Consider the following 17,357-nt stretch of genomic DNA (forward strand, 5'->3'; position numbering starts at 1 on the left):
ACACGCAGGCGTGACATTGTGAGCTGAGTAACAGCACCTCCTCGTTCGACGAAGGACGTCTCGATGACCCAACAGCTCGACGCACCGGCCCGCCGGCCCGCGCGCCGCTGGTTCACCGCCGCCATGCCGAGATACATCATCCGGCGGCTGGGGCAGAGCTTGCTCACCGTGTTCCTCACCCTCACCACGGTGTTCGTCCTGATCCGGTTGGCGCCGGGGGACCCGGCCGACGCCATCGCCGGGCCGCTGGCCACCACCGAAGACCTGGCCCGCATCCGCACCGATCTGGGGCTCGACGAGTCGCTGTTCATCCAGTACCTGCGCTACCTGCAGGGAATGCTGCACCTGGACCTGGGCACCTCGTACTCGTTCCAGGCCCCGGCCTTGGACGTCGTGCTGGGCCGGCTGCCGTACACGATCACGCTGTCGGTCGCCGCGATCCTGCTGACCACCGCGGTGGCGGTGCCACTGGGGGTGTGGATGGCCCGCCGGGCCGACACCCGTCGCGAACTGGCCGCCAACGCCGTCACGATCACCGGGCAGTCCATGCCGGACTTCTGGACCGGGCTGATGCTCATCACGCTGTTCGCCGTGCTCATCCCGGTGTTCCCGGCCGCCGGTTTCACCACCTGGTCCAGCCTGGTGCTGCCGACGGTCACCATCGCGGTGCTGCAGGTCGCGCTGATCTCGCGGATGGTGCGCCGTGAGATGGTCGGCGCGTTCAACTCGCCCTACATCATCGTGGGCCGGGCCCGAGGGGTCTCCGAGCGCGAACTGATCTGGCGGTACGCCATGCGTAACTCGGCCATCCCGGTGCTCACCGCGCTCGGCACCCGATTCGCGTCGATGCTCAACGGTGTCGTCGTGGTGGAGGTGGTGTTCGCCTGGCCCGGTGTCGGCTCGCTGGTGGTCCGCGCGCTGGAGACCCGGGACTATCCGCTGATCCAGGCCACCGTGCTGGTGACCGCCGTGCTGGCGGTGCTGGTGCAGCTGGTGGTCGACCTCTGCTATCCGGTGCTCGATCCGCGGGTACGGCTCGGGAAGGGAACCGCCAAATGACCGCATCGCCGGCCACCATCGTCTATCCGACCCCCACCCAGGAGCGCCCGTCGGCCGTCACCGCGCGTGATATCGCGCGCGCCGGTGCCACGCGCCGGGCCAGGGACAGCCGGGTCAAGATCTGGATCGGCGGCATCGCCGCCCTGATCGTGATACTGCCGGTGGCGTTTGCCCGCATCCTGCCGGTGCCCTCGCCGGACGCCACCGACCTGGCCGCCCGCCGGCTGCCGCCCCTGACCGACGGGCACCTGTTCGGCACCGACCAGCTGGGCCGCGACCTGCTGGCCCGGGTGCTCTACGGCGGGCAGGTGTCCCTGGCCATCGGCATCCTGGCCGTGGTGGTGTCCGGCCTCATCGGCTTGACGCTCGGCGCCCTCGCCGGCTATCGCGGTGGCTGGGTCGACACCGTGGTCAGCCGCCTGCTGGAAGCCCAGCTGTCGCTGCCACTGCTGATGATGCTGCTCCTGGTGGTGGCCCTGTTCGGGCCGTCCATCCCGGTCATCACCTTCGTCATCGCCATTGCGCAGTGGCCCGAGATCGCGCGCCTGACAAGGTCCTTGACGTTGGTGGAGCGGGAGAAACCCTATGTGGCGGCCGCGCACGTACTGGGCCTCGGGCGCACCGCGATCCTGCTGCGCCACATCATCCCGAACATCGTCAAGCAGGTCTCTCTGGTGGTACTGCTGCTGCTCGCGCAGGCGGTGCTGCTGGAAAGCGCGCTGAGCTACCTCGGTGCCGGCCCGCAGCGCCCGTTCGCCACCTGGGGCCGCATCATCTCCGACGGCCAGGATTACGTCACCACCTCGTGGTGGCTGGTCACCCTCCCCGGGTTGGCCATCGCGCTGTTGGTGGTCGGGGTGAATCTGCTCGGCGACGGCCTGCGAGATCACGCCGGCTTCCCCAAAACCGGTCTGCTGAGCCGGTTCTCGCTCCGAAAGAAGGCGGCCTGAGATGGCGAAACTGCTCTGCGTCGAGGAACTCCAGATCGAGCTGATCACCGCGGCGGGCGTGATCCGCGCCGTGGACGGCGTGTCCTTCGACATCGAGGCCGGTGAAACCGTCACCATCATCGGCGAATCCGGATCGGGGAAGTCCACCACCGCGATGGGCATCCTCGGGCTGTTGCCGGCGGACCTGGCCGTGTTGTCCGGGTCGGCGACCTTCGGGGGCCGGCCCATCCTGGGGGACGACAGGGCGCTGTGTGCCGTTCGCGGTCGGCATATCGCCCTGATTCCGCAGGATCCGATGACGGCGCTGAGCCCCGTGCACACCATCGGCGCACAGCTGCGTGACGCCATCCGGCACAGCGGTGTCAGCGGCCGGGCCCGGCAGCGCGAGCGCGCGGTGGAACTGCTCGAACAGGTGAAGATCCCGCGCCCCGCCGAACAACTCGGCAAGTACCCGCATCAGCTCTCCGGCGGTCAGCTGCAGAGGGTGCTGATCTCGGCCGCGCTCGCCGCCGGGCCGGAGTTGATCGTCGCCGACGAACCCACCAGTGCACTCGATGTCACCGTGCAGGCCAGCATCCTGGACCTGTTACTGGAACTGCAGGAGCGCACGGGTATCGGCATGCTGCTGATCACCCACGACCTCGGGGTGGCGCGGTTGATGTCGGACCGTATCTTCGTGATGCGCAACGGGCGGTTCGTCGAGGGCGGAGCCGCCGAGGAACTGCTGCGCGCCCCCCAAACCGAGTACACCCAGCGGCTGCTGGCCGCGGTACCGCGGCTGGACAATGCGGCCACGATCGGAGTTCCGGCATGAGCGAGCTCTTGACGGTGACGGACCTGGTCGTCGAATACCCCAACGGCAACGGCGTGTTCCGCGCGCTCGACGCCGTCAGCTTCACCGTGCAGCGCGGCACCACCCTGGCCGTCGTCGGGGAGTCGGGTTGCGGCAAGTCGACCCTGGCAAAGGCCATCGTCCGCCTGCTCACCCCGACGTCGGGCCGGATCGTGTTCGACGGCACCGATATAGCGGCGCTGTCCGAGCGCGCCCTGCGGCCGCTGCGGTCGCGCATCCAGATGGTGTTCCAGGACCCGTACGGATCGCTGGACCCGCACCTGGATGCCGTCGACATCGTCGCCGAACCGCTACGCCTGCAGGGCATCAGCAGCCGTGCCGCGCGCCGGCAGCGGGCCGCGGAACTGATCGACCGGGTGGGGTTGCCCTCGACGGCGCTGCACCGCAAGCCCGCCGAGTTCTCCGGCGGACAGCGGCAACGCATCGGGATCGCCCGCGCCCTGGCCAGTGGACCCGACCTGCTGGTCTGCGACGAGGCGACCAGCGCACTGGACGTGTCGGTTCAGGCGCAGGTGCTCGGCCTGCTGCGCGAGATCAAACGCGACACCGGCCTGACCTACCTGTTCATCACGCACAATCTCGGGGTGGTGCGCGAAATCAGTGACAGCATCATCGTGATGCGGGGCGGCGCCATCGTCGAGCAAGGCGCGAGCGCCGAAGTGCTCGCGCATCCGCAGCAGTCCTACACCCGCGCTTTGCGCGCGGCGGCGCTGGACCCGACCGCCATGGTCGGCGTCAAACCACGAAACGTATTGCGTATCAACCAGGAACAGGGAGTCGCATAGTGTCCGACCTGCAGTTGTCCCCGCTCGTCCTGGGCACGATGACCTTCGGCGACACCGTCGATACCGTGGGCGCCCAACGGATGTTCGACGCGGCATTGGATGCGGGTATCACCCACGTCGACACCGCCAACGGGTACGCGGGCGGCGAGACCGAACGCATCCTGTCCGGGCTGCTCAAGGAGCGGCGGGACCGGGTCACCCTGGCCACCAAGGCCGGGATGCCGCACCCGGATGCGGGCGGGCACGCGCCGCTGTCGGCCGCCGGATTGCGTGCCAGCATCGAAGGCAGCCTGTCCCGTCTGGGCACCGACCACGTCGAGTTGTTCTACCTGCATCAACCCGACCGCGACACACCGCTGGCCGAAACCCTGTCCACCGTCGCCGAATTGGTGAAGGAAGGCAAGATCGGCGCGTTGGGGGTGTCCAACTACGCGGCGTGGCAGATCGGCGAGATCAACCACCTCGCCGACGAGGTGGGGGCGCCGCGGCCGCTGGTCGCCCAACAGCTCTACAACCTGCTGGCGCGCCGGATCGAGGACGAGTACGCGGAGTTCGCCGCGGTCACCGGGTTGACCACCATGGTGTACAACCCGCTCGGAGGTGGATTGCTGACCGGGCGGCACACGTTCGACGCCGACCCCGCCGACGGACGGTTCGGAACGTCCCGGTTGGCCCAGATGTACAAGCAGCGCTACTGGAACACTGCGATTTTCGAGGCGATCGAGGCACTGTCGGTGATCTCCGAGAAGGCCGGTGTGCCGCTGACCGAACTGGCGCTGCGCTGGCTGCTGTCCAAGCCGGTGACCGGGCCGATCCTGCTCGGCGGCTCGAAAGTCGGCCATCTGCAAGCCAATATCGCGGTGCTGGCGAAGGGACCGCTGCCCGCCGACGTGGTGGAAGCCTGTGATGATGTGGGTGCGGCACTGCGCGGCCCGATGCCGAACTACAACCGATAGGTCGACGATGAGCGCACACGAATTCGCCGCCCGGCTGCGCCGCCGGGAACGCATCCTGGGTTACTGGTCGGTGCTGGACTGTCCCGTCGCGCACGAGTGGCTGGCGCACGTCGGCTGGGACTACCTGGCCCTGGACCTGCAGCACGGGCTGATCGGCTACTCCGGCATGCTGGCCGGCCTGACGGCCATCGACGCCGCGGGCGGGCCGGTGGGGCTGGTCCGCGTCGAAGCCAACGATCCGACCCCGATCGGGCGGGCGCTGGATGCCGGGGCCGCCGGGGTGATCGTCCCGCTCGTCAACACCGCCGACGAGGCCGCGGCCGCCGTGGCCGCGGCGACCTACCCGCCCAACGGAATCCGCTCCTACGGTCCGATGCGCTCCCAACTGCGGATCGGGCCGCTGCCCGCCGACGCCGACCGGGACACCGTCGTGCTGGCGATGATCGAGACCCCGCGCGGCCTGGCCGAGGTGGCCGAGATCTGCGCCGTGCCCGGCCTGGACGGCGTCTACGTCGGCCCGTCGGATCTGCGGCTGGCCGTCGGTGGTGCGCACTCCAACGACCCCGCCGTCGCCGACGAGTTCGAGGCCGCCCTGCAGAAGGTGCGCGAGGCCGCCGCGGCGGCCGGTATCGCCGCGGGCATCCACACCCCCGACGGGGCGACCGCGGCACGACGGCTGGCCCAGGGCTTCACCTTCGCCTCGGTCGCCTCGGACGTCACCCACCTCAAGGCGGTCTCGGCCGGGCATCTCAAGGACGCGCTGGGCGGGTAGCCCCGACCCGGAATACGGGACACGGGCGGCACGGTTGCGCTCCGATGTGACCGCTTCCACACCCGAGACCTTCGATCCGCATGCCCTGCTCGCCGAAGCCCGGCTCGGCGTGCTGGCCACCATCAAGGCCAACGGCCTCCCACAGCTGTCCCCGGTGACGCCGTTCTACGACCGAGCGGCCGGCGTCATCTACGTCTCGATGACCGACGGCCGGGCCAAGACCGCCAACCTGCGCCGGGACCCTCGGGCGGCGCTGGAGGTGACCAGTGCCGACGGCTGGGCCTGGGCCACCGCCGAGGGCGCGGTGACGCTGACCGGCCCGGGCACCGATCCGGACGGACCGGAGGTGGCCGCGCTGGTCGACTACTACCGTGCCGCGGCCGGGGAACACCCGGACTGGGACGAGTACCGGTCGGTGATGGTGTCCGACCGGCGCGTGCTGATGGCGCTGCGGGTGCAGCGCGTGTACGGCGAGAAGCTGCGCTGACCGGCCGCCCGGGGCGATAGCCTGGGCCCATGCATGTGACATCGCAGGCGACCGTGGCCGCACCGATCGACACGGTGTGGGCCACCCTCACCGATCACGTCGGGATGGCGTCCTGGGTGCCGGGCCTCAGCGTCAGTTTGGGCCGGCCCGGCTCGCCCGAACCCAACGGGGTCGGCGCCGTCCGGCGGATCAAGACGCCGGGGCCGGGGCCCGATATCGTCGAGGAGGTCGTCACCTTCGAGGCGCCGCACGTGTTCGGTTACAAGGCGCTGTCCGGGACGCCGTTTCCCGGCTACACCGGTAAGGTGCGGTTGACGCCGGTGGGCACCGGCACCCGCATCGACTACACCGTCGCGTCCACGGCCTCGTTCCCGTTGGTCAAGGCGCCCCTCGCGGTGATCGCGCAGGTGTTGCTGCGGTTGCTGGTGCGGGCAGCGTCGCGCGCCTGATCTCAGCCGCTCCACCCGTCCTGCGGGTCGATCCGGCCGGCGCGCCAGGTGCGTTCCCGAGCCTGTGTTCCGACCGACATGGCGGTCAGCACAAGAGTGTTCGGCAGGACATTGTCGCGTGGGCTGTATCACGGTCATCGTGTACTCGTGATCGCCATCACAGGAACTCGACTTGTCAGGATCGCCGTTGCGTTCGCATCGGTCATCACCGTCGCCGTGTCCACGGCGTGCTCGGCCGGACTCGGTGGGCCGGCCTCGTCGCGAGCGGCGCAGGACGGCGTCATCCGGTTCACCTTCGCGCCGGACCCGATCTGGGACTACATGCACGACACCGGCGTGATCGAGCAATGGGAACGCGATACCGGCTATTCCATCGAAACCAGCGCCACCTGGGACGAATTCGGGCTGTTCGCCGGCGGGCACGCCGACATCATCTCGTCGGCCTCCTTCGAGGTGCCCGCGCTGGAGGAACAGACCCGGCGCGAGACCGTCATCATCGGTCGCTACAACGCCGAACGCAGCCGCATCCTGGTTCGTGCCGACGACCCCGCCCGCTCACTGGAGGATCTACGGGGCCGCCGGCTCGGTGTGTTCACCACGGTCTCGGGCACGTTGGTGTGGAGCGCGCTGGTCCAGCAGATGCACGGTATGAACCTCGTCGACGCCGGCGAGCGGCCCAGCGATTTCGACGTGGTGGTCGCCGACATCCAGAACCTGTCGAACCTGGTGGCGCGCGGCGAGATCGACGCCTGTATCTGCTATCCCGACCTGTCCGCGCGCGAGCTGCGCAACGGCTCGGTGCGCCCGCTGTACGAGGGCAAGTCGTCAGCCGACCTGTTCGCCGAACTCAAGGCGCCCGGGCACGACGGCCCGATGGGCAACGTCTTCGTCGCGCGCAAGGACTGGGTGGACGGGCATCCCGGCGAGGTGTCGGCATTCCTGGACCTGTGGGACCGCGGGCTGGCCGAATGGCAGGCGCACCGCGACGACATGATCGAGCGGTATCCGCAGCACTTCGCCGTCGCCTCCGAAGAGGACATCGCGTTCATGAAGGACTATGTGGCCCAACATGACTGGGTGGTCGACGAAGTCCGCTTCGGTCAGAAGTGGGCCGACGACGAGAGCTCGATCTTCGACCTGATGCGCAGCACCGGCGTCATCGCTGGCGATACCGCCGATCCGCAGTTCCTGCCCACCGAAGGAGTCCGCCAGTGACCCAGACCTTCCCGGACGCACAGGTCCGGCCGGCAGCGCCCGCCGCCCGGCGTCCCGTCCGCGTGCCGCTGCAACACCGGCGCTGGCTGGTCTCCGGCCTGGCGCTGCTGTCCGCGCTCGCGCTGTGGGAGCTGGCCGCGGTGATCGTCGACGACCCGATCCTGCCCGACCCCGCCGATGTGGCCGACCGGGTGATCGGCATCGTCGTCTCGGGCGAGGCGTTCACCAATTTCGCCGCCAGCATCGGCAAGATCGCGGCCGGCTTCGCCATCGCGATGGTGACCGGTCTGATCATCGGATTCGCCATGGGGCGTTCACCATTCATGACGGCCTACTTTTCACTGCCGCTGTTCGTCCTGGGCAACATGCCCGGCCTGACCTACGCGGTGTTCGGCCTGCTCATCTTCGGTGTCGGTGCCGGCGGACCGATCGTGGTGTCGGCTTTGGTGGCCACTCCCTTCATCGCGATCAACGTGGCCGAGGGAGTGCGGTCGGTGGACGGCAAGCTGCTCGCCATGTGCGCTGCCTTCCAGCGCAACCGCACCGACATCCTGCGCCACCTCTACCTGCCGGCGCTGACCACCTTCGTATTCGCCGGTGTCCGTTACGGATTCGCCATGGCCTGGAAGGTCGAGGCCCTCACCGAGGTGTTCGGTGCCAGCAATGGCGTCGGATTCATGATCCGCAAGGCCTACCAGGAATTCCAGGTGGCCGACATGCTGGCCTGGACCGCGCTGTTCATCGTCACGATGGTGCTGATCGAACGCGGCCTGGCCCACCTGGAAACCCGGTTCTTCGCATGGCGCAAGGAGATCGCATGACCACCGTGACCCTTCGACAGCTGCGGGGCCAGAGCACCACGGCCGCAGCGGTTCTGGCAGCCGTCGCCACCATCGTCGGAGCCTGGCAACTGGCCGTGCTGGTCGGTAACCGGGTGCCCTCACTGTCTGAGAGCATCGGCCGGTTGGGGTCCGAAGCCGCCATCGGCGAACTGTGGACCAACCTGGCCATCAGCATGAACCGGTTCCTGCTCGGGTTGGTCGCCGCGCTGGTCGTGGGCGCCGCGATCGGCGTCCTGATGGGGCTGTCCCGGGTCGCCGATCTCGCGTTCTCCGATCTGAATGCCGCCGCCCTGGCGATCCCCGCCGTGATCTGGGCGCTGCTGACCACGATGTGGTTCGGATTCGGCTGGCTGACCCCGGTGGTGACGGTGTTCCTGTCCGGATTGCCGTTCGTCATCGTCAACATCGCCAAGGCGACCAGGGCGGTGCCCGCCGAACTGGTACTGATGGCGCGGGCATTCGGGGTCCCCCGGACCCGCGTGCTGCGTGAGATCGTCGCCCCCGCCGTCGCCGGATCCACCGTGGCGGCAGTGCGTTTCGCGATCATGAGCGCCTGGAACGGCCTGCTGCTCGCCGAATGGTTCGGCTCCACCTCCGGGGTCGGCTGGCGGTCCCGCTACTGGTATGACGCCAACCAGCTCGACGGCTTTCTGGCCTGGGTGCTGGTGTTCATTCTGCTGCTCGTGATCGCCGACCTGCTGATCCTCGGACCCATCGAGCGGTACGCCACCCGCTGGCGCACCGCCTGAACGTAAAGGAAACACCATGGCCACCATCGAAATCCGGGACCTCGTCAAGGAATACACCGACCGGGGCGGGAACGTCACGCGCGTCATCGACAAGGTCGACCTGACCATCTCCGGCGAGACCTTCGTCTCAGTCGTCGGACCTTCCGGCAGCGGTAAGACCACATTGCTCAACATCGTCTCCGGCATCGAGACGCTGACCTCGGGCAGCGTGGGGTTGCGCTCCGGGGCCGATGAGGCCCGGGTCGGCTACGTGTTCCAGGATCCGCGGCTCCTGCCGTGGCGCACCGTGATGGCCAACCTCGGCTTCGTCCAGCACGAACGCGACGGCTGGCAGCAGCGTGCCGAGCACTACCTGAACCTGGTCGGATTGGGCCACTGCGCCAACCGGTTTCCCGGCCAGCTCTCGGGCGGCCAGCAGCAGCGCATCGGCATCGCCCGGGCCTTCGCCGTCGAACCCGACGTCCTGCTGATGGACGAACCGTTCAGCCACCTCGACGCCATGACCTCGCGCACGTTGCGGGAGCACCTGGAGCGGATCTGGCTGGAATCGCGGCGCACCGTCATGTTCGTCACCCATGACGTCACCGAGGCGGTGCAGCTATCGGACCGGATCGTGGTGCTGGCCCCCGGCGGACGGATCCACGAGATCATCGACGTCGACCTGCCCCGGCCGCGTAAGGCATCCGACCCCGCGGTGGCGGTGCTGCAGGCGGAGGTGCTGGCCCGATTCGAGACACTCGAGGCGATGGCCTCCGCCCACTACGTCTAGACCCGCGGGATCTCGGCGTTGATGGTGTCCAGCAGCGCGGGGTAACGCTTGGCCTCGGGGTGACCACTGGGCTTTCCGCTGCTGACCACGGCCACCGACAGGGCCCGCTCGGGATCGGCCCACACGGCGATATCGGTCAGCCCGGTGTGCCCGAACGCGCTCGCCGCGTCCCGCCCGAAGGGCCCGAACCGCTTGGACCCGAGCATGTACCCGGTGCCCCACCGCATCGGCGCCAGGCCGGTCGCCAGGTCGGGTCGCAGGCGGCGCGCCTGCCGGGTCGCGGCGCGCAGGGTTTCCGGCCGCATGATCCGTACGCCGTCGAGTTCGCCGCCGCGGCAGAGCATCTCGGCGAACCGGGACAACTCGTCGGCGGTGGAGACGGTGTTCGACGACGGGACGACACCGGTCAGGAACTCGGGTGTGTTCGACAGCGGGATGATCTGCTGCGGTGTCCCGCCGACGGCGAGCTTGAATGCCCTGGCGATCGGCGGGGGCAGCGGCTTGCCGGTCACGTGGCTGGGTGCCACCAGCGGAACGTCCTCGGGCGCAACGCCATAGTTGGTCCACCGGAATTGCAGCGGGGCGAGGATCTCGTCGCGCAGGATGTCGCGGACGCTGCGACCGGTGGCCGCCGAGATGATCTCGCGCATCAGCGGGCCCCAGGTCAGCCCGTGGTAGATGTGCACCAAACCCGGCCGGTAGACCGGTTTCATCCTGCCCAGCATCTCGCGGGCGTACTCGCTGTCGTCCATGCGCCGCAGGTCGGGCTTCGGGCCGGTGGCGAACGGGATACCCGCGCTGTGGGTGAGCACATGCCGGATGGTGGTGCGGTCCTTGCCGTGGCTGGTGTAACTGGGCAGGTACTCGCAGACGCGGTCGTCCAGCGCGAACGTGCCACGCTCCACCAGCATGTGGGCCACGGTGGTGGTGATCGCCTTGGCGGCCGAGTACACGCAGAACGGGGTGTCGGTGCGGACCGGGATCTTCTCGGCGTCAACGGGATCGGCGGGACCGTTGCCCCAGCCGTGCCCGATGGCGCGGTTGAGCACCACCTTGCCGCGATGACGCAGGCAGACCTGGATCGCGGGCTGCATCCCGGCCTGATACCAGTGCCGGGCCTTGTCCCAGATCCGTTCCACCGCACGGGGATCGATATCGGAGTGGTCTTCGGGCGCGCGGTCGGTCACCTCGTCGAGATCGGCGGGTACCCGGATCCGGCCGTCGAGTGGGGTGGTGGTCGTCATGACTGCCTCCGCAGGGTCGCCGACAGGTGGTGCTGCAGCGGTTGCCCCACGGCACCCATCTGCACGGTGTAGCTCAGCTCGTCATCGGTCAGTGCGAACGAACGGGCCAGTGCCGTCACCTCTTTGGCGGAGGCCGACCGGCCGATGGTGGTGGCGGTGACGTCGATCCGCAGTGGCTCGGCGTCGAGGGAACCCTCCAGCACCTCCACGATGCCGGTCGGATGCGCGAGCAGGAACTCCACCCGGCCCGGTGCCGGCACCCGGACGTACCCGGTCTCGGCGTGCAGCGGCCGGCCGTCGTCGGCGGCCTTGGTGCGCTGGGAGTACGTCAGGAAGGGCTTGCCGACGTGGCCGAACGTGACGGTCTCCAGATAGCCGAACGGCTCGATGGTCGGGTATTCACCCGCGCCGGGTCCGGCCCAGGTGCCGAGCAGGGGAGCCAGGACGGCGACTGCGGGATGAAGATCGGGCACGCCCGCCAGCCTACGGCGTGGCGACTCACAGGTTGACTTGGCGCTGAGGGCGGGGTCTTCTCGAACTTCTGCGCCATGGGTTCCATGTCAACGGGTAGCCGGCGCCCAACACGCTCGCCGAACACTGTCGCCGAACACCGGAGGCCCGCCCCGACGGGTCGGAGCGGGCCTCAGGCGGAATGCGAACTACAGCGCGGCGTCCGCCACGTCCAGCGCGGAATCCAGGATCGCCAGACCCTCGCGCACCTCGTCCGCGGACACGTTGCACGGCGGCACGACGTGGATGCGGTTGAAGTTCGCGAACGGCAGCAGGCCGCCGGCCTTGCAGGCGGCGATGACGGAGTTCATCGCCGGGCTGGACCCGCCGTACGGTGCCAGCGGCTCGCGGGTCTGCTGGTCCTTGACCAACTCCACGGCCCAGAACACCCCGGCGCCGCGGACCTCGCCGACGCTGCGGTGCTTGGCCGCCAGTTCGGCCAGGCCGGGACCGATGACCTCGGTGCCGATCCGGGCGGCGTTGTCCACCATGCCCTCGTCGGCCATCGCGTTGATGGTGGCGACGGCGGCCGCGGTGGCCAGCGGATGCCCGGAGTAGGTCAACCCGCCCGGGTAGGCCCGGTGCGCGAACGTCTCGTAGATGGCGGGGCTGATCGCCACGCCACCGAGCGGCACGTAGCCGGAGTTGACGCCCTTGGCGAACGTCATCAGGTCGGGGACCACGTCGAAGTGGTTGATGGAGAACCACTTTCCGCTACGTCCGAAGCCCGCCATCACCTCGTCGGCGATGAACACGATGCCGTAGCGGTCGCAGATCTCCCGCACCCCGGCGATGTAGCCGGGCGGCGGCACCATGATGCCCGCGGTGCCCGGGATGGACTCCAGGATGATCGCGGCGATGGTGGACGGACCCTCCAGCTGGATCAGCTGGTCCAGATACTCCAGCGCGCGCTGCGACTCCTCGGCCTCGGTGGTGGCGTGGAACTGCGAGCGGTATAGGAACGGCCCGAAGAAGTGCACCACCCCGGCGTTGCCGTGGTCGTTGGGCCAGCGCCGCGGGTCACCGGTCAGGTTGATCGCCGTCTCGGTGCCGCCGTGGTAGGCCCGGTACCGGGACAGCACCTTGTATCGGCCGGTGTGCAGCCGGGCCATCCGCACCGCGTGCTCGACGGCGTCGGCGCCACCGTTGGTGAAGAAGATCTTGTCCAGTTCACCGGGGGTGCGCTCGGCGATCAGCCGAGCGGCCTCCGAGCGCGCCGCGTTGGCGTGCTGCGGCGCGACGGTACAGAGCTTGGCGGCCTGTTCGGCAATGGCGGCAACCACTTTGGGGTGCTGATGCCCGATGTTGGTGTTCACCAGCTGTGAGGAGAAGTCGAGCAGGCGGTTGCCGTCGCCGTCCCACACGTAGGACCCCTGTGACGCGGTGATCGTCATCGGAGCGATCTCGGCCTGGGCGGACCAGGAGTGGAACACATGCTTGCGATCCAGTTCGAAGGCGCGGGCGGCCTCGGCGCGCGCGGCCTCGACGGTCAGACCGTTGGGCAGCAGGGTCGACTCTTCGGTGACAGTCATATCGTGCAGTCTCTCACTTGTTCTCGGGGAAGCCGAGGTTGATGCCGCCGTGGGAGGGGTCGAGCCAGCGGCTGGTGATGGCTTTGGCGCGGGTGAAGAAGTTGACGCCTTCGGTGCCGTGGGCGTGGCTGTCGCCGAACAGGGAGGCTTTCCAGCCGCCGAAGCTGTAGTAGGCCATGGGGACGGGGATGGGGACGTTGATGCCGACCATGCCGACCTCGACCTCGTTTTGGAAGCGTCGGGCCGCGCCGCCGTCGTTGGTGAAGATGGCGGTGCCGTTGCCGTAGGGGTTGGTGTTGATCAGCTCCAGGGCTTGGTCGTAGGTGTCCACCCGCAGCACCGAGAGGACGGGGCCGAAGATCTCGTCGGTGTAGACGCTCATGTCGGGGGTGACGTTGTCCAGCAGGGTGGGGCCCAGCCAGAAGCCTTCAGCACCACCGTCGGGGTGGACGGTGCGGCCGTCGACGACGACCTTGGCGCCGTCGTTTTCGCCGGCGTCGATGTAGGAGGCGACCTTGTCGCGGTGGGCTTTGGTGACCAGGGGGCCCATGTCGGAGTCTTTGGTGCCGTCCCCGATCTTCAATCCGGTGGTGCGCTCGGCGATCTTGGCGACCAGGTCGTCGGCGATGGGGCCGACGGCCACGGCGGCCGAGATGGCCATGCAGCGTTCCCCGGCGGAGCCGAAACCGGCGTTGACCATGGCGTCGGCGGCCAGGTCCAGGTCGGCGTCGGGCAGGATGACGGCGTGGTTTTTGGCCCCGCCCAGGGCCTGGACGCGTTTGCCGGCGGCGGTACCGGTGGCGTAGACGTACTGGGCGATCGGGGTGGACCCGACGAAGGACACGGATTTGATCTTGGGGTTGGTGAGCAGTTCGTCGACGGCGGTCTTGTCGCCTTGGAGGACGTTGAACACGCCGTCGGGCAGTCCGGCTTCGGCCCATAGTTGGGCCAGCCACAGGGAGGCCGAGGGGTCTTTTTCCGAGGGCTTGAGTACGACGGTGTTGCCGGTGGCGATCGCGATGGGGAAGAACCACATCGGGACCATGGCGGGGAAGTTGAACGGGGAGATGATGGCGACCGGGCCCAGGGGCTGACGGATGGAGTAGACGTCGACCTTGGTGGAGGCGTTTTCGGTGAACCCGCCTTTAAGTAGGTGGGGGATGCCGCAGGCGAATTCGACGACCTCCAGGCCGCGGGACACTTCGCCGAGGGCGTCGGAGACGACTTTGCCGTGTTCGCTGGTGATGATCTCGGCGAGTTCGCCCTTGCGGGCGTTGAGCAGTTCGCGGAAGTTGAAGAGCACCTGGGTGCGTTTGGCCAGGGAGGTGTCGCGCCAGGCGGGGAAGGCGGTGGCGGCGGCGTCGATGACGGCGCGGGCGTCTTCGACGCTGGCCAGGGCCACCTGCCCGGTGACCTGACCGGTCGCCGGATTCGTCACCGGCGCCGTCGCACCCGAGGTGCCTTCGAAGAACTTGCCGTCACGCCAGTGCTGAACGGTGGCTTGCATCGCGATCTGCTCTCTTTCTGTCGGAGTGCTCTCAGTGTGTGGCCACCGACACCCGACCGACCGTTACAAATCGTCTCCGAAATGCGCGTGCTCGTTACGATGTGTAAATGATCATCACGGTGGCCGATATCGTCCGGCTGCCGGTGCTGCAGGCAGGCGAGCCCGAGATCCTCAGCTCGCGGCGATTCGACGAGCCGATCCGCTGGGTGCACGTCAGCGATATGGCCGACCTGTCCACCCTGGTCCAGGGCGGGGAACTGGTGCTCACCACCGGAGCGGCTCTGCGCGCCGACCCGGCCCGGTACTTGCGCGGCATGGCCCAGGCGGGGGTGCTGGGCGTGGTCGTCGAACTCGGCGGGCATCAGCTACCGGCCGGCACCGGCGCGATCGCCGAGCAATTCGACCTGGCCCTGGTGGCGCTGCACCGGCAGGTCCGCTTCGTCGAGGTGACCGAGGCGGTGCACCGGATGATCGTCACCGATCAGTTCGACCGGGTGGACTTCGACCGCCGCGTGCACGAGACGTTCACCGATCTCAGCATGAAGCGCGCCTCGGTGGGCGGCATCGTCGACGCCGCCGCGGCCATGCTGGACGAGCCCGTGGTGCTGGAGGACCTGGCGCACCGGGTGTTGGCGGTGTCGGCGCGTGGGCACACCGCCGACCTGCTGCACGACTGGGAGCGCCGATCCCGGCGCAGCGCGGACACCGAGCACTGGGCCGTGACCGCGGTGGGGCCGCGCACCGAGGAATGGGGCCGGCTCATCGTGCCGCGGCCGCCCGCCGACGCGGCCCGCACGCAGATGGTGCTGGAACGGGCCGGGGTGGCGCTGGCCCTGCACCGGATGATCGAGCGAGACCGCTCCGGGCTGGCGCACCAGGCCCAGACCGGGTTGTTCGACGATGTGCTGCGCAGCCGGATCACCGACGAACGCGAGGCTGCCGCCCGCGCGCACGCGCTGGGGCTGCGCTCGTCGGCGCGGTACGTGCCGGCCACCGTCCGGGTGGAGCGGCCGGCCGCCACCGATCCCGTTGCGGGGCAACGTCGCAACGTGTCGTTGCTGGACACCGTCACCCACACCGTCAACGCGTCCGGGCATACCGGACTGTTCTCGGTGCGGCGCGACGGTGAGATCGGTCTGGTGTTGTCGCTGGGCGTCGCCCGCTCGGCGGACACCGCGCTGGCGGCGCTCGGCACCGATCTGCGCCGCGAAATCCGGCGCGTGGAGGGCATTTCCGACGCGGCGCTGGCGGTCGCCGAGCCCGTCGAGCGGGTGATCGACGCCATCCACGGCCTGGCCGAGGCATCGCACATCGCCGAGGTGGCGCTCTCGATGGCCGAGCCGGCGCGCCCGTACTACCGCGCGGCCGATGTGCGGTTGCGCGGACTGATCTCCTTGCTGCGCAGCGATCACCGCGTGCAGGCCTTCGCCGAGACCGAACTCGGGGCACTGTTGTCCGGTGACCCCGCGAATATGGAGGTGCTGCGGGAGTATCTGCGCTCGGCCGGCAACAAAGCGGCGGTGGCCCACCGGCTGCACATGAGCCGGCCGGCGCTCTACAAGCGGCTGGCCACGATCGGAGGCGCCCTGGGGGTGGAACTCGACGACGGTGAATCGCGGACGTCGCTGCACGTGGCGCTGATGGTGCTGGACGCGCAGAAGCTCAGGCGCCCGGCCGGTTCCGCCGTCGAACCGATGCGGGCCGAGATCATCGATCCGTACACATGAGCCGCGACGCCCGATGCGTCGAGACGACGGTATGGTGACCGCTATTGCCGGTGTCTGGTACGGGAGAGGACCACTGCGGTGCCCAATGACGATCTCGCCGATTTCGAGCACACCGAGTTCACCCACGAGGGCACCACGCGGTCGATCTTCCGGAAGGGCAGTGGGCCCGCGGTCATCGTGATCGCCGAGATCCCCGGGATCACCCCGAAGGTGCTGGACTTCGCCAGGAAGGTCGCCGACATGGGATGCACGGCGGTGCTTCCGCATCTGTTCGGTGAACCCGGCTTCGACCCGAATCGCAGCACGCTGGCAGCACTCGGCAGTTTCGCCAGGACCATGGTGCCGGCATGTGTCAGTAAGGAATTCGTCACGCTCGCCACCGGGCGGACGTCCCCCGTCATCAGCTGGTTGCGGGCGCTGGCCCGGGCCGAGCACGCACGGTGCGGCGGCCCGGGCGTGGGTGCGGTCGGGATGTGCTTCACCGGGGGATACGCCCTGGCGATGGCCGCCGACGACGTGTTGCTGGCGCCTGTGCTGTCGCAACCGTCGATGCCGATGGCGCTCACCGCGCGGCAGAAGCGCTCGATCGACATCTCGCCGGCAGACCTGGCGGTGGTGAAACAGCGTTGCGCCGCGGGGCTCACCGTGCTGGGTCTGCGGTTCAAATCCGACCGCATGGTCCCCGCCGAACGGTTCGACTTCCTGCGCGAGCAGCTCGGTGACGCGTTCATCGCCGTCGAGCTCGAGGATGCCGACGCCAATCCCGATGCGCTGCTGACCCCGCACTCGGTGTTGACCGAACACCTCATCGACGAGCCCGGCCAGGCCACCAGGGCCGCGCTCGATCAGGTTCTCGACCTGTTCCGCAGCCGGCTGCTGACCGCCTGAGCGCGCCGTCCCCCTCGAGGGCGGGCCGGCAGGAATGACCGGCCCGGCGCCTGGCGTTGGCAG

18 protein-coding genes are annotated in these 17,357 nt (G+C 68.9%); 14 read left to right on the plus strand and 4 right to left on the minus strand.

What is annotated here, in order from left to right:
* Window positions 1-123: 123 nt before the first annotated feature.
* The 12 genes from BN977_RS15510 to BN977_RS15565 all read left to right on the plus strand — a co-directional run bounded on the left by BN977_RS15510 (window position 124) and on the right by BN977_RS15565 (window position 9,886).
* Window positions 124-1,059 carry an ABC transporter permease gene (locus BN977_RS15510; RefSeq protein ID WP_036400273.1) on the plus strand — a complete coding sequence of 312 codons (936 nt, stop codon included), beginning with the start codon at window positions 124-126 and terminating at the stop codon, window positions 1,057-1,059.
* Entirely contained in the window at window positions 1,056-2,009 is a 954-nt protein-coding gene (locus BN977_RS15515; protein WP_036399406.1) for an ABC transporter permease, read from the plus strand. The genes BN977_RS15510 and BN977_RS15515 overlap by 4 nt, the downstream gene beginning before the upstream one ends.
* 1 nt (window position 2,010) lies before the next feature.
* Complete coding sequence (locus BN977_RS15520) at window positions 2,011-2,823, plus strand: ABC transporter ATP-binding protein (protein WP_051561576.1); 813 nt, start codon at window positions 2,011-2,013, stop codon at window positions 2,821-2,823.
* Entirely contained in the window at window positions 2,820-3,647 is an 828-nt protein-coding gene (locus BN977_RS15525; RefSeq protein WP_062660444.1) for an ATP-binding cassette domain-containing protein, read from the plus strand. Before BN977_RS15520 ends, BN977_RS15525 begins: the two co-directional genes overlap by 4 nt.
* Window positions 3,647-4,603, plus strand: coding sequence for an aldo/keto reductase (locus BN977_RS15530; protein WP_234709616.1), 957 nt, complete (start codon window positions 3,647-3,649; stop codon window positions 4,601-4,603). Before BN977_RS15525 ends, BN977_RS15530 begins: the two co-directional genes overlap by 1 nt.
* A 7-nt stretch (window positions 4,604-4,610) precedes the next feature.
* Window positions 4,611-5,375: an HpcH/HpaI aldolase family protein gene (locus BN977_RS15535; RefSeq protein ID WP_036399411.1), complete on the plus strand. Its 765-nt coding sequence runs from the start codon at window positions 4,611-4,613 to the stop codon at window positions 5,373-5,375.
* Window positions 5,376-5,421: 46 nt separating this feature from the next.
* Window positions 5,422-5,862 carry a PPOX class F420-dependent oxidoreductase gene (locus BN977_RS15540; protein ID WP_036399413.1) on the plus strand — a complete coding sequence of 147 codons (441 nt, stop codon included), beginning with the start codon at window positions 5,422-5,424 and terminating at the stop codon, window positions 5,860-5,862.
* Between the two features lie 29 nt (window positions 5,863-5,891).
* Window positions 5,892-6,311 (plus strand): SRPBCC family protein, encoded by a 420-nt coding sequence (locus tag BN977_RS15545; RefSeq protein ID WP_036399415.1) that lies wholly within the window; start codon window positions 5,892-5,894, stop codon window positions 6,309-6,311.
* Between the two features lie 147 nt (window positions 6,312-6,458).
* Window positions 6,459-7,526, plus strand: a complete 1,068-nt coding sequence (locus BN977_RS15550) for an ABC transporter substrate-binding protein (protein WP_234709617.1) — start codon at window positions 6,459-6,461, stop codon at window positions 7,524-7,526.
* Window positions 7,523-8,347 (plus strand): ABC transporter permease, encoded by an 825-nt coding sequence (locus BN977_RS15555; protein ID WP_051561577.1) that lies wholly within the window; start codon window positions 7,523-7,525, stop codon window positions 8,345-8,347. The genes BN977_RS15550 and BN977_RS15555 overlap by 4 nt, the downstream gene beginning before the upstream one ends.
* Window positions 8,344-9,117, plus strand: coding sequence for an ABC transporter permease (locus BN977_RS15560; RefSeq protein ID WP_024451834.1), 774 nt, complete (start codon window positions 8,344-8,346; stop codon window positions 9,115-9,117). The genes BN977_RS15555 and BN977_RS15560 overlap by 4 nt, the downstream gene beginning before the upstream one ends.
* 16 nt (window positions 9,118-9,133) lie before the next feature.
* Complete coding sequence (locus tag BN977_RS15565) at window positions 9,134-9,886, plus strand: ABC transporter ATP-binding protein (protein ID WP_036399417.1); 753 nt, start codon at window positions 9,134-9,136, stop codon at window positions 9,884-9,886.
* Here BN977_RS15565 and lipE read toward each other — a convergent pair.
* From lipE to BN977_RS15585, 4 genes are all read right to left on the minus strand, one after another.
* Window positions 9,883-11,130, minus strand: coding sequence for a lipase LipE (gene lipE, locus BN977_RS15570; RefSeq protein WP_036399420.1), 1,248 nt, complete (start codon window positions 11,128-11,130; stop codon window positions 9,883-9,885). The two genes, BN977_RS15565 and lipE, sit on opposite strands and share 4 nt — an antisense overlap.
* Window positions 11,127-11,603, minus strand: coding sequence for a peroxynitrite isomerase (locus tag BN977_RS15575; protein WP_036399422.1), 477 nt, complete (start codon window positions 11,601-11,603; stop codon window positions 11,127-11,129). Before BN977_RS15575 ends, lipE begins: the two co-directional genes overlap by 4 nt.
* Before the next feature lie 186 nt (window positions 11,604-11,789).
* A complete protein-coding gene (locus BN977_RS15580; protein WP_036399424.1) occupies window positions 11,790-13,172 on the minus strand; it encodes an aspartate aminotransferase family protein in 1,383 nt (460 codons plus the stop codon).
* Between the two features lie 13 nt (window positions 13,173-13,185).
* Window positions 13,186-14,679, minus strand: a complete 1,494-nt coding sequence (locus BN977_RS15585) for a CoA-acylating methylmalonate-semialdehyde dehydrogenase (protein ID WP_036399426.1) — start codon at window positions 14,677-14,679, stop codon at window positions 13,186-13,188.
* Between the two features lie 107 nt (window positions 14,680-14,786).
* Here BN977_RS15585 and BN977_RS15590 point away from each other — a divergent pair, with 107 nt between their 5' ends.
* Both BN977_RS15590 and BN977_RS15595 read left to right on the plus strand, forming a co-directional pair.
* On the plus strand, window positions 14,787-16,406 hold the full coding sequence (locus BN977_RS15590; RefSeq protein ID WP_036399428.1) for a PucR family transcriptional regulator: 1,620 nt from the start codon (window positions 14,787-14,789) through the stop codon (window positions 16,404-16,406).
* Window positions 16,407-16,484: 78 nt separating this feature from the next.
* A complete protein-coding gene (locus BN977_RS15595) occupies window positions 16,485-17,294 on the plus strand; it encodes a dienelactone hydrolase family protein (RefSeq protein WP_024455764.1) in 810 nt (269 codons plus the stop codon).
* The last annotated feature ends 63 nt before the right edge of the window (window positions 17,295-17,357 follow it).

This window comes from Mycolicibacterium cosmeticum, assembly GCF_000613185.1.
Classification (GTDB): Bacteria; Actinomycetota; Actinomycetes; order Mycobacteriales; family Mycobacteriaceae; genus Mycobacterium; species Mycobacterium cosmeticum.

Bases quoted from the DNA above. Each gene is read 5' to 3' on its own strand.
- BN977_RS15510 (WP_036400273.1), top strand. From the start codon at position 124: ATGCCGAGATACATCATCCGGCGGCTGGGGCAGAGCTTGCTCACCGTG.
- BN977_RS15515 (WP_036399406.1), top strand. From the start codon at position 1,056: ATGACCGCATCGCCGGCCACCATCGTCTATCCGACCCCCACCCAGGAG.
- BN977_RS15520 (WP_051561576.1), top strand. From the start codon at position 2,011: ATGGCGAAACTGCTCTGCGTCGAGGAACTCCAGATCGAGCTGATCACC.
- BN977_RS15525 (WP_062660444.1), top strand. From the start codon at position 2,820: ATGAGCGAGCTCTTGACGGTGACGGACCTGGTCGTCGAATACCCCAAC.
- BN977_RS15535 (WP_036399411.1), top strand. From the start codon at position 4,611: ATGAGCGCACACGAATTCGCCGCCCGGCTGCGCCGCCGGGAACGCATC.
- BN977_RS15545 (WP_036399415.1), top strand. From the start codon at position 5,892: ATGCATGTGACATCGCAGGCGACCGTGGCCGCACCGATCGACACGGTG.
- BN977_RS15560 (WP_024451834.1), top strand. From the start codon at position 8,344: ATGACCACCGTGACCCTTCGACAGCTGCGGGGCCAGAGCACCACGGCC.
- BN977_RS15565 (WP_036399417.1), top strand. From the start codon at position 9,134: ATGGCCACCATCGAAATCCGGGACCTCGTCAAGGAATACACCGACCGG.
- lipE (WP_036399420.1), bottom strand. From the start codon at position 11,130: ATGACGACCACCACCCCACTCGACGGCCGGATCCGGGTACCCGCCGAT.
- BN977_RS15580 (WP_036399424.1), bottom strand. From the start codon at position 13,172: ATGACTGTCACCGAAGAGTCGACCCTGCTGCCCAACGGTCTGACCGTC.
- BN977_RS15585 (WP_036399426.1), bottom strand. From the start codon at position 14,679: ATGCAAGCCACCGTTCAGCACTGGCGTGACGGCAAGTTCTTCGAAGGC.
- BN977_RS15590 (WP_036399428.1), top strand. From the start codon at position 14,787: ATGATCATCACGGTGGCCGATATCGTCCGGCTGCCGGTGCTGCAGGCA.